This is a genomic window from Burkholderia sp. BCC0405, from assembly GCF_902833075.1.
In the GTDB taxonomy this organism is placed as follows: Bacteria; Pseudomonadota; Gammaproteobacteria; order Burkholderiales; family Burkholderiaceae; genus Burkholderia.
In genome coordinates this window covers 250,347-262,787 of the sequence record NZ_CADFEO010000003.1, presented here as the reverse complement: position 1 = coordinate 262,787, position 12,441 = coordinate 250,347, and the positions used below count along the sequence as shown (strand labels likewise).

Below are 12,441 nucleotides of genomic sequence, written 5' to 3'. Positions count from 1 at the left end.
CATTCGACCGATCGGCAGAGGGACTGCAGAACCGCACCCCGCGCGGCGGAGATCGAACGCTTCGTCACGCCGCCAGCGCCGCCCCCTCCGTCGCATCCCGCACCGCCTGCGTCACGATTCGCGCAAGCCGATCGACGGTCGGCGTCGCCGACGACGTGCGGCGCAGCAAGATCAGCGGCAGGCTCGGCAGTGCCGGCAGCCCGCACGAAGCCGCGTCGAGCACGCGCACCGACGCGGGCAGCCCGTAGTGCGAGCGCACCGTCAGCCCGAGGCCGGCCGCCGCCGCGGCCCATAGCCCGGCGAGACTCGGCGTCGTGAACGCGACGCGCCACGGCACGCCCGCGCGATCGAGCGCACCGGTCGCCGCGTTGAAGAACCGGCACGGCCGGTCGAACACGACGAGCGGCAGCGGCTCGCCCGGCACGGCCACCGCGCCGATGCCCGTTGCGCCGCGCGGCACTTCCGTGTCGTCGGCCTCCGTGCCGCCCCCGCCCAGCGTGCCGAAACCGCCCGCGCCCGGGCTCGCCGCCCCGACCCACTGCATCGGCACCTGCGCGATCGCTTCGCTGTCGATCCCCGCGCGCGCCACCAGCGCCGCCGACGCCGGATCGCCCCACACCAGCGCGAGATCGAGCTGGTTCGCGTCGAGCCGGTCGAGCAAATCGGCATTGCGCGCCACGCGCGCCTCGATCCGCACCTTCGGATGCGCGCGCGCGAACCGCCCAAGCACGTCGGGCAGAATCGCCTCGCCGAAATCCTCCTGCAGCCCGACACGCACCCAGCCGTCGAGATTCATGCCGCGCACGGCCGCGGCCGCCTCGTCGTTCAGCTCGATCATCCGCCGCGCATAGCGCAGCATCGCTTCGCCGGCATCGGTCAGCGCGAGCCCGCGCCCGGCCTTCAGGAACAGCGGCGTGCCAGCCTGCTCCTCGAGCTTGCGGATCTGCGCGCTCACCGCCGACGACGAGCGCGCGACGCGGTCGGCCGCCTTCGCGAAACTGCCGAGATCCACGCCCGCGACGAGGCTGCGCAGCGCCGCCACGTCGAAGTTGGGCCGGGCCAGCGCGGCATCGGCCAGCGCGAGCGACCCGCCGTCGCCGCGTGGAATGTCTTGTCCGGACATATCGACCATCCTGTTTTATCGAACGATTCATCAAGAACTTTCCGATTTTCAGGATGAATGTAGGTTGCCAGACTGTCGGTGTCAATTTCCAACCGGGCCTGCCGCCATGGATACCACCTGCATCGCTTCCCCCACCTCGCCCGCCCGCGACGCGCGCGGCCCGGCCCATCGCTGGCGCGTGCTGGCGGCCGGCGTCGCCGCGAACATGAGCTTTTCGGCCGCTGCGGCCGGCATTCCGACCACGGCCGTGTGGATGCGTGCGGCCTATCATCTCGACAACGGCGCGCTCGGCCTCGTGCTCGGCGCGCTCGGCTTCGGCGTCGCGCTGTCCGAACTGCCGTGGGGGATGGCCGCCGACCGTTTCGGCGATCGCCGCGTGCTGCTGACCGGGCTCGTCGCGACGGCCGCGATGCTCGCGCTGATGGTGTGCACGATCGTCCCGACCGCGCACGCGGTGCCGCCGCTGATGCGCGTCGTCGCGGCGATGAGCTGCGTCGGCCTGCTCGGCGGCAGCGTGAACGGGTCGAGCGGGCGCGCGGTGATGCGCTGGTTCGGCGAGCGCGAACGCGGGCTCGCGATGAGCATCCGCCAGACGGCCGTGCCGCTCGGCGGCGGCGTCGGCGCGGCGCTGCTGCCGTCGCTCGCGTCGCATCTCGGCTTCGCCGCTGTGTTCGGTGCGCTGATGCTGTTGTGCGCGGGATCGGCCGCGCTGACCTGGCGCTGGCTGCACGAGCCGCCCGCCGCGCCGGCCCCCGTGGACGTCGCCGCGACACGGGCGACCGGCCAGCCGCATCGGGCTGCCCCACCCACCCGCGGCCCGCTGACGAGCGGCCCCGTATGGCGCATCGTGCTCGGCATCGGCGCGCTGTGCGTGCCCCAATTCGCGGTGCTCACGTTCGCGACGGTGTTCCTGCACGACTTCGGCCGGCTCGGCCTCGCCGGCATCAGCACGGCCATGGTCGTGCTGCAGCTCGGCGCGATGGTGATGCGCGTCTGGAGCGGCCGTCATACCGACCGGCACGGCAACCGGCGCGCGTACCTGCGCGGTTCGGTGCTCGTCGCGGCCGGGTCGTTCGCGCTGCTCGCGGCCGCGACGGCAGGCAGCCCGCAGGTGCCGCTCGCGGCGATCGTCGCGATGCTCGTGTTCGCGGGCGTCTGCGTATCGGCGTGGCACGGCGTCGCGTACACGGAGCTCGCGACGCTCGCGGGCGCGAACCAAGCGGGCACCGCGCTCGGGATGGCGAACACGATCGTCTACCTCGGGCTGTTCGCGACGCCGCTCGCGATTCCGCCGCTGCTCGCCGTCAGTTCGTGGAGCGTGGTCTGGCTCGCGACTGCGCTGATCGCGGGTGCGACCTATCCGCTGTTCGCCGTGCGATAGCGGCCGCGCGTCGTTCGCGGGCGTCGTTGTCTGCGCCCGCGACGCCCGCGCTTCCGTCAGCCCGCCTCGCGCGCCAGCGCACGCTGCGCAGCCGGTCGTTCGGCCTCGCGCTGAGCATGGGCCGTCCACGCGGGATGCCACGTCATGTCGAGTCCGATCGCGACGCCCCAGCGATACAGCACGAACAGGAACGGATCGACGATCGAATGCGCGCCCGGCTCGGCCCACGGACGGCCGTCGGCGAGCGCGGCTTCGATCGCCTCGTTCGCGGCATCGATCGTGCCGCGCCCGTGCGTGCTGACCGCATCGTGCAGGGCCGGATCGTCGATGAAGCGGCCCGGCCGCCACGGCGCGCCGTAGCCGACGCCATGCACCCAGCCGACCAGCCAGGCGAGCCATTCGTGGCACCGCGCCTCGCGCAGCGGATCGCCGATCGGCAGCAATCGCGCATCCGGATAACGGCGCGCGAGATACGTGAGGATCGCCGGCGTTTCGGTCAGCACACGCGGCTCGCCCGGAATCGCGAGCACCGGCACGCGCGCCTTCGCGTTGATCGCAAGATAGCGCGCTTCGAGGTTCTGCTGCTTCTGCACGGAGACGATCTCGACGTCGAACGGCGCGCCGGTTTCCTCCAGCGCGATGTGAGCGGCAAGCGAGCAGGCACCCGGCGAAAGATAGAGACGATAGGCGTTCATGGTGGTGTGGCCCGACGGGTCTGTGGAAGACGGAACCGAGTGTAGGAACGCGTGCCTGCCCGCCGCAAACGATGAATTGTCGTGCCTGGACATTAGTGTTACTAATACCCGAATGCGACGCATCCACCTTCCTCCGCTGCAGACGCTGCGCGCGTTCGAGACCGCCGTGCGGCTGCAGAGCTTCACGCGTGCGGCCGACGCACTCGCACTCACGCAAGGCGCCGTCAGCCAGCACATCCGCGCGCTCGAGGCGCAGCTCGGCCATCCGCTCTTCACGCGCGAGCGCAACGGCGCGACGCCGACGCACGCCGCGCACGCGCTCGCGCTGCAGGTGCGCCAGGGCCTCAGCGTGCTCGAACGCGCGTTCGAGCCGGCACTCGCCGTGCGCAGCCGCCCGCGCACGTGCGACGTCACGCTGAACGTCAGCGTGCTGCCGAGCGTCGCCGAGCGCTGGCTCGCACCGCGCCTGCCGCGCTTCACGGCCGCGCATCCGCACATCGCGATCGCGCTGCACCCGGACGTGGCGCTCGCGCCGCTGCGCAAGCGCGACCGCATCGACGTCGCGCTGCGCTACGGGCCCGGCACGTGGCCGGGCGTCGTCGCCGAGAAGCTGATGAACGAGACGATCTTTCCGGTCGCGAGCCCCGCGTACCGCAATCGCGACGGCGTCGCACCGCGTGTGCCGGCCGATCTCGTGCGCGCGACGCTGCTGCGCCATCCCGCGCAGCCGTGGGAACCGTGGTTCCAGGCCGCGCGGCTCGACCTCACCGAATCCGCACGCGCGCCGCGCTTCACCGATGCGAATGCGCTGATCGACGCGACGCTGAAGGGGCGCGGCGTCGCACTCGCGCGCCGCTCGCTGATCGAGCGAGAACTCGCTAACGGCACGCTCGTGCGCGTATCGACGGTGCGCGTGACCGACGTGTACGCGCACTACGTCGTGTGGCGCCCGGGCCATCCGCACGAAGCGGCGATCCGCACCTGGCTCGACTGGCTGCGCAGCGAGGTCCGGCGACGCACGCCGCGCCGCTGAAGCAACGCGATCGGCTGCACGCGCCCATCATGAACGGTCACGCGGCCATCGACGCGCTCGTGCATCGCGTCGCGTGCCCGGGTAAAAGTGCCCGGCCCGCATCACCCACCGGGAAATATTGCATCTCCTCGATCGCACGAAAGCACTTGGTCAGGATATCGAAAGCATTTCGCGATCACACGCCGGTCGCAAACGATTCACCGAAACGTCGCATCGCGTCGGCATACTCGAAAACGTTTCCCGATCAGCCAGCCAGGAGAGAAGTCATGCGTCGCGTTTCCGTCGCCGTTCTTTGTGCCGCCGCTTTCGTCGCTGCCTGCAGTGACGACGCGCCGCACGACGCACACGCGACCGACGCTTCGCAGCAGGCCGGCGCATCGGCCGGCTCCGCGAGCGCATTCAACAACGATGCAGCCGCCAGCACCGCCGCGTCCGATGCCGCGCCGCTCGCGCCGCCCGTCGTGCACTACCCGCCCGATGACGACGACGATGCGAAGCCCACGGCACATGCGGCCGCGTCGAGTGCGGCAGCGTCGTCACCCGGCTGATCCCGCCGCTTCCGTCCCCTGACCGCAGCAGAACCGAGGTGAAATAACATGACGTCGTCGAGCCGCCGCCGTTTCCTGCATACCGTCGCACAATCCGCGGGCGCCGCCGTCGCGCTCAACGCCTTCCCCGAATCGATCCGGCGCGCGCTCGCGATTCCCGCCGCGCGCGGCACCGGCACGATCCGCGATGTCGAGCACATCGTCGTGTTCATGCAGGAAAACCGCTCGTTCGATCATTACTTCGGACACCTGCGCGGCGTGCGCGGCTACAACGACCGCTTCCCGATCCCGCTGCCGAACGGCAAGCCGGTGTGGTACCAGCCGTCGAAGGCCGATCCGACAAAGCCTGTATTGCCGTTCCGGCTGAACACGCTGACGACGAGCGCGCAGTGCGTCGGCGACCTCGACCACTCGTGGTACAAGACGCACGCGGCGATCGACGGCGGCCGTTACGACCAGTGGCCCGCGAACAAGACCGACATGACGATGGGCTATCACGTGCGCGAGGACATCCCGTTCCACTACGCGCTCGCCGATGCGTTCACCGTGTGCGACCACTACTTCTGCTCGCTGCCGGGGCCGACGCACCCGAACCGCTCGTACCTGATGACGGGCACCGTCGACCCGACCGGCAAGTTCGGCGGCCCGCTGCTCGACAACAGCGACTATGTCGACGGCGACGGGCCGCCCGCCTATCAGTTGCTGTCGTGGACGACCTTTCCCGAGCGTCTCGAAGCGCACGGCGTGTCGTGGCAGATCTACCAGCAGGGCACGACGGGCAACGATCCGTACAACGGCAACTACGGCACGAACGTGCTGCAGAACTTCGCGAACTTCATCAACGCGAAACCCGGTTCGTCGCTGTACCAGCGCGCGCAGACGGTGCGCACGCTCGACAACCTGAAGGACGACGTGATCAACGACCGGCTGCCGCAGGTGTCGTGGCTGTGCCCGCCCGCGGCGTTCTCCGAGCATCCGAAATACACGCCCGCGTACGGTGCGAACTACACGTCGCAGATCCTCGATGCGCTCACGTCGAACCCGGACGTATGGCGCAAGACCGTGCTGTTCATCATGTACGACGAGAACGACGGCTTCTTCGACCACATCGTGCCGCCGCAGCCGCCGACGTCGGCCGCGCAGGGCGCGTCGACCGTGACGACCGACGGCGAGCTGCACACGGTCGTGAACCCCGGCCGAGGCGGCAGCTACACGGCCGACGGCCTGCCGTACGGCCTCGGGCCGCGCGTGCCGATGACGGTCGTGTCGCCGTGGACGAAAGGCGGCTTCGTGTGCTCGCAGGTGTTCGACCACACGTCGGTGATCCGCTTCATCGGCGAGCGCTTCGGCATCGACGAACCGAACATCACGCCGTGGCGCCGCACGGTGTGCGGCGACCTCACCGCCGCATTCGACTTCCGCTCGTCCGACGCGTCGTTCCCGCCGCTGCCCGACACGAGCCAGTACCGCTCGATCGCCGACCAGCAATGCACGTCGCAGCCCGCGCCGACCGTGCCCGCGACGCCGTCGCCGGTCGACCCGCAAGAGCCCGGCGTGCGGCCGGCACGTGCGCTGCCGTACGAACTGCACGTGAACGCGAGCATCGATGGCGGGACCAGGCTGCGTATCGAGTTCGCGAACCGCGGCAACCAGGGCGCGCACTTCCACGTGTACGCGACGAACCGCACCGACGGCCCGTGGCGCTATACGGTCGGCGCGCGCCGCGTGCTGCATGCGGACTTCGACCTGACGGTGACGAACGGGGCGTACACGTTCGCGGTGTACGGGCCGAACGGCTTCGTGCGCGTGTTCTCGGGCAACGTGTCGGCCCCGGCCGCGCCGCACCGCAACCCCGCGCGACCGGAAGTGAAGGCCGGCTACGACGTCGCGAACGGGAACCTGTACCTGAAGCTGCACAACCATGGCGGGGCGCACGTCACGCTGACGCTGACCGACAACGCATACGGCGCGCCGTCGCGGCAGGTGACGCTGCATGGCGGTGACGAGCGCGTCGAGCAGTGGGCGCTCGCATCGAGCCACCAATGGTATGACGTGACGGTGAGCGACGGCGCGAACGGCACCTTCTCGCGCCGTTTCGCGGGCCACGTCGAGAACGGCCGGCCGAGCTATTCGGATCCGGCGGCGGTGCGGCCCGTCTCCGCGGCGTAAGCGCGACGGCGCGGCGCGGCACTCGCCGTGCCGCGCGCGCCGCCCGCCCGGCTCGTCAGATCGCGTGCGCGAGCGCGCGGTCGACGCGTGCGGCGTCGAAGCCGTCGTCCGCGTCGCGAAAGCGCAGCGGTGCCGCGCAGTGGACGAGCGTGTCGACGAAGTACTTCGCGCGCGGCCACGGCCCGAAGCCGGCCGCGGTGTTGATGTGCCCGGCGTCGCCGAGGTTCACGAACGCGCTGCCCAGGTGCTGCGCGAGCGTGCGTGCGTCGCCGAGCGGCATCCACGGATCGGTCTCGCTGCCGATCACGATCGACGGCACGGCGAGCCGGCGCGCGTCGAACGGCCCGGCAAACGTGAATTTCCTCGGACTGGCCGGCGCGACGAACAGCACGCCCGCGACATCGCCCGTATGCGGCCACTGCGCGAGCGCATGCGCGGCCGCGAGGCAGCCGAAGCTGTGCGCGGCCAGCACGAACGGGCCGCGTTCGCGGTCGAGCAAGGTGCGCACCGATTGCGCCCAGCGCGCGAGATCGGGCGCGTCCCAGTCGTCCTGCTCGACGCGCAGCGAGCGCGGGAACTGCCGTTCGAGCCAGGTCTGCCAGTGAGCGCCTTCGCTGCCGTGCAGGCCCGGAACGGTCACGAGCCGCGGCGGCCACGCCGATTTGCTGCATGCGCGCATGATTGCCCTCGCTTGCCTGAATACGGGATTCGATTGTGGCGCGGCGTCCCCGGCGGACGAACCAATATTTTGTGCTTTGCATTTGCGGCGGACGGCGCGCCGGGGGGCGGCTGTCCGGCGAACCGCGCCCGGGGGCCGGCGCCCCGGAGCGGCCCCTCCACGCCGGTCGCCCGCCCCGCGCACCGGCGCGCGATGCGCCGCGAGCCCGTAGAATGTGGGCTTCCCGTCAGCTTCACACGGAACCGGGGCCGGGCGCCGACGCGCCGGGCGCCCGGTCGTCAGGAGACGCCCGATGTCCGCTACGCCCGCCGGCGCGCTGCGCCCGGCCCTGCTCGCCGTGCCCGTAACGCGCCTCGCCGGCGCGCGCGCCGTCATCCAATGAAGATCCTGTTCCATTCCCCGCACCAGGAAGCCGGCGCGTGGCGCGACGAGATCGCGCATGCGTTGCCGGAGGCCCAACTGCGCGCGTGGCAGCCGGGCGACACGGCCGCCGCCGATTACGCGCTCGTGTGGCGCGCGCCGCGCGAATTCTTCACCCCGCGCGACGGCCTGCGCGCGATCTTCAACCTCGGCGCCGGCGTCGACGCGCTGCTCGCGCTCGAGCGCGCGCATCCGGGCACGCTGCCGCGGCACGTGCCGCTCGTGCGGCTGGAAGATTCGGGCATGGCGCGGCAGATGGTCGAATACGTGACGCACGCGGTGCTGCGCTACCTGCGCCGCTTCGACGAATACGAAGCGTTGCAGCGCGAGCGCCGCTGGCGGCTGCTCGAACCGCATGCGCGCGCAAGCTTCACCGTCGCCGTGCTCGGCCTCGGCGTGCTCGGCGCGCAGGTCGCACTCGCGCTCGCCGCGCTCGGCCTGCCCGTGCGCGGCTACAGCCGCAGCGCGAAGCAGCTCGACGGCATTGCGACCTTCGCCGGCGACGGCGCGTTCGATGCATGCATCGACGGCGCGAAGGTGCTCGTCAACCTGTTGCCGAGCACGCCCGACACCGATGGCATCCTGTCGTCGCGCACCTTCGCGCGGCTCGCGCCCGGTGCGTATGTCGTCAACGTCGCGCGCGGCGCGCATCTCGTCGAGGCCGACCTGCTCGACGCGCTCTCGAGCGGCCAGGTGGCCGCCGCGACGCTCGACGTATTCCAGCGCGAGCCGCTGCCCGAAGACCATCCGTTCTGGCACGCGCCGCGCATCACGATCACGCCGCACAGCTCGGCCGAGACGCTGCGCGACGAAGCCGTCGCGCAGATCGCCGGCAAGATCCGCGCGCTCGAGCGCGGCGAGCACGTCGGCGGCATCGTCGACTACGCACGCGGCTACTGAACCTGCAAGCAAACCAGGAGACAACCATGACGTTCCCCACCGCCGTCAAGATCGTCGAAGTCGGCCCGCGCGACGGGCTGCAGAACGAGAAGACCTTCGTGCCGACCGACGTGAAGATCGCGCTCGTCGACCGGCTGTCGCGCGCCGGCTTCCGCAACGTCGAGGCCGCGTCGTTCGTGTCGCCGAAATGGGTGCCGCAGATGGCCGACGGCGCCGACGTGATGGCCGGCATCGAGCGCCGCGCGGGCACCGTGTACTCGGTGCTCACGCCGAACCTGAAGGGCTTCGAGAATGCGCTCGCCGCACGTGCCGACGAAGTCGTGATCTTCGGCGCGGCGAGCGAGGCGTTCTCGCAGCGCAACATCAACTGCAGCATCGCCGAGAGCATCGCGCGCTTCGAGCCCGTCGCGAAGGCGGCGAAGGACGCGGGCCTGCGGCTGCGCGGCAGCGTGTCGTGCACGCTCGGCTGCCCGTACCAGGGCGACGTGCCGGTCGCCTCGGTCGTCGACGTCGTCGAGCGCTTCGCCGCGCTCGGCTGCGACGAGATCGACATCGCCGACACGATCGGCGTCGGCACGCCGAAGCGCACCCGCGAAGTGCTTGCGGCCGTCACGCGCGTGTTCCCGCGCGAACGCCTGTCGGGCCACTTCCACGACACCTACGGACAGGCGCTCGCGAACATCTACGCGGCGCTGTTCGAGGGGATCGAGATTTTCCACGCGTCGGTCGCGGGCCTCGGCGGCTGCCCGTACGCGAAGGGCGCGACCGGCAACGTCGCGACCGAGGACGTGCTGTACCTGATGCAGGGCCTCGGCATCGACACCGGCATCGATCTCGCGCAGGTGGTCGCCGCCGGCGACTTCATCTCGAACGCGATCGGCCGCGCGAACGTGTCGCGCGCCGGTCGCGCACTGCTCGCCAAGGCGCAGAGCGCGGCCGACGCCGCGAACTGCGTGTGACCCCGGTATTCCATGGATTCCTCAACATGACGACACCCGCTTCATTCGATTCCCTCCCCGATTCCGCGCGACGCGTCGCGCTGCTGCTGCGCGAGCGCGGCCATGCGAAAGGCATCGTGATGCTCGCCGAAACCGGCAAGACTTCGGCCGAAGCCGCAGCCGGGCTCGGCTGCTCGGTCGCGCAGATCGCGAAGTCGATCCTGTTTCGCCGCCAGTCGGACGGCGCGCCGGTGCTCGTGATCGCGAGCGGCGTCAATCGCGTCGACGAGAAGAAGGTTGCCGCGCAAGTCGGCGCGGTCGGCCGCGCGGATGCGAAGTTCGTGCGCGACAACACCGGCTATGCGATCGGCGGCGTCTGCCCGATCGGCCATCTCGTCGACCCCGTCACGCTGATCGACGCCGACCTGCTCGAACTCGACAGCCTGTGGGCGGCCGCCGGCCATCCGCACGCGGTGTTCAACCTGTCGCCGAACGAACTCGTATCGCTGACGGGCGCGCCGGTCGCGGACGTCGCACTGCGGGAGCCCGCATGAGCGACCTGCCGGTGACGGCGCCGGTCGCCACGGTCGCGTCGCCGTGCACCGACGTATGCCGGATCGATCCGCGCACCGACTGGTGCGCGGGTTGCCTGCGCACGCGCGACGAGATCAAGGGGTGGCGTGCGTCGGACGACGACGCGAGGCGCGCGTTGCTCGCGCGGCTCGATGCGCGGCGGCGTCTGCTGGCGAGAAGCGGCGCATAAAAAAAAGCCGTTCAGCCTGACCGGCGAACGGCACGAGATCGGAATCCTGTGAACGTGATCAACGTCACAGCCCGCATCATACGAGCGACGCGGCCGCATCGCATCGGGTGTTTCCCTACAGCTTCTTACAGCATCTTCCACGCGTGCGCGCGCGGCGCTTTCGCTCGCCATGGACATGCCATCCGCGCGCCATGCCCGCTCCTGAAATGCGCATTCGACGCGCCGCTGCGCCGCCCGCGGCGGCGCCGGATCGCACGACCGTTTCAGTTGCCGACGGCCGCGCGACGGGCGGGCACGATGCGCCAGCCGAGATTCACGCCGGCCGCCGCGAGCAGGATCAGCAGCGCGCCGAACACCTGCGTCCACGCGAGCGTCTGCCCGAACGCAACGTGATCGACGACGATCGCGACGACCGGATAGACGAACGACAGCGCACCGGTCATCGCGGTCGGCAACTTCTGGATCGCGCCGTACAGCAGCACATACATCAGACCGGTGTTCACGACGCCGAGCACGACGAGGTCGAGCCACTGCCCGGCGGTCGCCGGCAACGTGCCGAAGTGCGCGAACGGCGCGAGCAGCAGGACCCCGAGGCCGGCCTGCAGCAGTGCGAGCAGATGCGGCGGCGTGCCCTTCAGGTGCTTCGTGACGATCGACGAGATCGCATACAGAAAGGCTGCGCCGAGCGACAGCGCGACGCCTTCCAGATATTCGCCCGGCACCGCGAGCACGGCCGGCTCGACGCGCACCACGGCGACGAGCCCGACGAATGCGAGCGCGAGCCACGCGAGCGTCGACGCGGTGATCCGCTCGCGGAACACGATCGCGCCGAGCGCGACGAGCATGAACGGCTGCGTGTTGTAGACGGCGGTCGCCATCGAGATCGACGCGCGCGAGTAGGCGGCGAACAGCAGCAGCCAGTTCGCGACGATCGCGACGCTGCCGAGCATCGCAAGCGCAAGCATCCGCGGCGAGAACAGCGCGCGGCGCAGGAACCCGAACGCCGCGCAGACGATCGCGAGCGTCGCGGCGCCGAACAGGCAGCGAAAGAACACGACGTTCGTCAGCGGCTGCCGCGACGACATCACGAGCCAGCCGATCGTGCCGGACATCATCATTGCGACGACCATCTCGGCGGCGCCGCGGCGAATTTCATTCGAAGCCATCGTGAACTCCGTTCAGAAGCGTGGATGACTTCGATTCTAGAAACTTGCTTTCGCGACAACCACGGCTAAACTGAAGTGAATCGAACGATTCACCTTCGAAAGCAAAGCGATCATGCCGAAACGCCTTCCCCCGCCTGCCGTCGCGTCGCTCGACGCGACCGACCGCGCGATCCTCGCGGCGCTGGCCGACGACGCGCGCATCGCAACCAGCGAGCTCGCCCGGCAGATCGGGCTGTCGGCGCCCGCGACCGCGGACCGCGTGCGGCGGCTCGAGGCGCAAGGCGTGATTGCCGCGTTCACCGTCGAGCTCGACCCGCGCGCGCTCGGCTATACGCTGCAGGCAATCGTCCGCGTGAAGCCGCTGCCCGGCCAGTTGCATCTCGTCGAAGAGATGCTGCGGCGGATTCCCGAATTCGTCGAGTGCGACAAGGTCACCGGCGACGACTGCTTCATCTGCCGGCTCTACCTGCGCACGATCGAGCACCTCGACGACATCCTGTCGAAAGTGACGGAGCGCGCCGAGACGAGCACCGCGATCGTCAAATCGACGCCGGTGCCGCGCCGGCTGCCGCCGCTCGTCGAGGACGACGGCGCGCACCGCTGAGCAGCCGGGTCGCGCGACGTCC

At 70.4% G+C, this 12,441-nt stretch carries 13 protein-coding genes; 9 read left to right on the top strand and 4 right to left on the bottom strand.

Going from position 1 to position 12,441, the window contains the following annotated elements:
- Window positions 1-64 precede the first annotated feature (64 nt).
- On the bottom strand, window positions 65-1,123 hold the full coding sequence (locus tag HWX36_RS06445) for a LysR substrate-binding domain-containing protein (protein ID WP_175951370.1): 1,059 nt from the start codon (window positions 1,121-1,123) through the stop codon (window positions 65-67).
- Window positions 1,124-1,229: 106 nt separating this feature from the next.
- Between HWX36_RS06445 and HWX36_RS06440 the strand changes: the two genes are divergently transcribed.
- Window positions 1,230-2,504 (top strand): MFS transporter, encoded by a 1,275-nt coding sequence (locus HWX36_RS06440; RefSeq protein WP_175951369.1) that lies wholly within the window; start codon window positions 1,230-1,232, stop codon window positions 2,502-2,504.
- Between the two features lie 56 nt (window positions 2,505-2,560).
- Here HWX36_RS06440 and HWX36_RS06435 read toward each other — a convergent pair whose 3' ends face one another.
- A complete protein-coding gene (locus HWX36_RS06435; RefSeq protein WP_175951368.1) occupies window positions 2,561-3,199 on the bottom strand; it encodes a glutathione S-transferase N-terminal domain-containing protein in 639 nt (212 codons plus the stop codon).
- Between the two features lie 112 nt (window positions 3,200-3,311).
- Here HWX36_RS06435 and HWX36_RS06430 point away from each other — a divergent pair, with 112 nt between their 5' ends.
- The 3 genes from HWX36_RS06430 to HWX36_RS06420 all read left to right on the top strand — a co-directional run bounded on the left by HWX36_RS06430 (window position 3,312) and on the right by HWX36_RS06420 (window position 6,949).
- A complete protein-coding gene (locus tag HWX36_RS06430; RefSeq protein WP_175951367.1) occupies window positions 3,312-4,232 on the top strand; it encodes a LysR substrate-binding domain-containing protein in 921 nt (306 codons plus the stop codon).
- 266 nt (window positions 4,233-4,498) lie between these two features.
- Window positions 4,499-4,780: a hypothetical protein gene (locus HWX36_RS06425; protein WP_175951366.1), complete on the top strand. Its 282-nt coding sequence runs from the start codon at window positions 4,499-4,501 to the stop codon at window positions 4,778-4,780.
- 48 nt (window positions 4,781-4,828) lie between these two features.
- Window positions 4,829-6,949: a phospholipase C, phosphocholine-specific gene (locus HWX36_RS06420; protein WP_175951365.1), complete on the top strand. Its 2,121-nt coding sequence runs from the start codon at window positions 4,829-4,831 to the stop codon at window positions 6,947-6,949.
- 55 nt (window positions 6,950-7,004) lie between these two features.
- On the opposite strand, the gene HWX36_RS06415 is transcribed toward HWX36_RS06420, so the two are convergent.
- Window positions 7,005-7,628 (bottom strand): alpha/beta hydrolase, encoded by a 624-nt coding sequence (locus HWX36_RS06415; RefSeq protein WP_175951364.1) that lies wholly within the window; start codon window positions 7,626-7,628, stop codon window positions 7,005-7,007.
- Window positions 7,629-8,006: 378 nt separating this feature from the next.
- On the opposite strand from HWX36_RS06415, the gene HWX36_RS06405 reads away from it, so the two are divergent.
- Genes HWX36_RS06405 through HWX36_RS06390 form a run of 4 tightly spaced genes read left to right on the top strand, consistent with a single transcriptional unit; the run spans window position 8,007 to window position 10,649 of the window.
- Complete coding sequence (locus HWX36_RS06405) at window positions 8,007-8,948, top strand: glyoxylate/hydroxypyruvate reductase A (protein ID WP_175951363.1); 942 nt, start codon at window positions 8,007-8,009, stop codon at window positions 8,946-8,948.
- A gap of 26 nt (window positions 8,949-8,974) precedes the next feature.
- Window positions 8,975-9,907 carry a hydroxymethylglutaryl-CoA lyase gene (locus HWX36_RS06400; RefSeq protein WP_175951362.1) on the top strand — a complete coding sequence of 311 codons (933 nt, stop codon included), beginning with the start codon at window positions 8,975-8,977 and terminating at the stop codon, window positions 9,905-9,907.
- 26 nt (window positions 9,908-9,933) lie between these two features.
- Window positions 9,934-10,440: a YbaK/EbsC family protein gene (locus tag HWX36_RS06395; protein WP_175951361.1), complete on the top strand. Its 507-nt coding sequence runs from the start codon at window positions 9,934-9,936 to the stop codon at window positions 10,438-10,440.
- Window positions 10,437-10,649, top strand: a complete 213-nt coding sequence (locus tag HWX36_RS06390; RefSeq protein WP_175951360.1) for a DUF1289 domain-containing protein — start codon at window positions 10,437-10,439, stop codon at window positions 10,647-10,649. The genes HWX36_RS06395 and HWX36_RS06390 overlap by 4 nt, the downstream gene beginning before the upstream one ends.
- Before the next feature lie 263 nt (window positions 10,650-10,912).
- Here the strand turns inward: HWX36_RS06390 and HWX36_RS06385 are convergent, their stop codons facing one another.
- Window positions 10,913-11,815, bottom strand: coding sequence for a DMT family transporter (locus tag HWX36_RS06385; RefSeq protein ID WP_175951359.1), 903 nt, complete (start codon window positions 11,813-11,815; stop codon window positions 10,913-10,915).
- A gap of 112 nt (window positions 11,816-11,927) precedes the next feature.
- Here HWX36_RS06385 and HWX36_RS06380 point away from each other — a divergent pair, with 112 nt between their 5' ends.
- Window positions 11,928-12,419: an Lrp/AsnC family transcriptional regulator gene (locus HWX36_RS06380; RefSeq protein WP_175951358.1), complete on the top strand. Its 492-nt coding sequence runs from the start codon at window positions 11,928-11,930 to the stop codon at window positions 12,417-12,419.
- Window positions 12,420-12,441 lie beyond the last annotated feature (22 nt).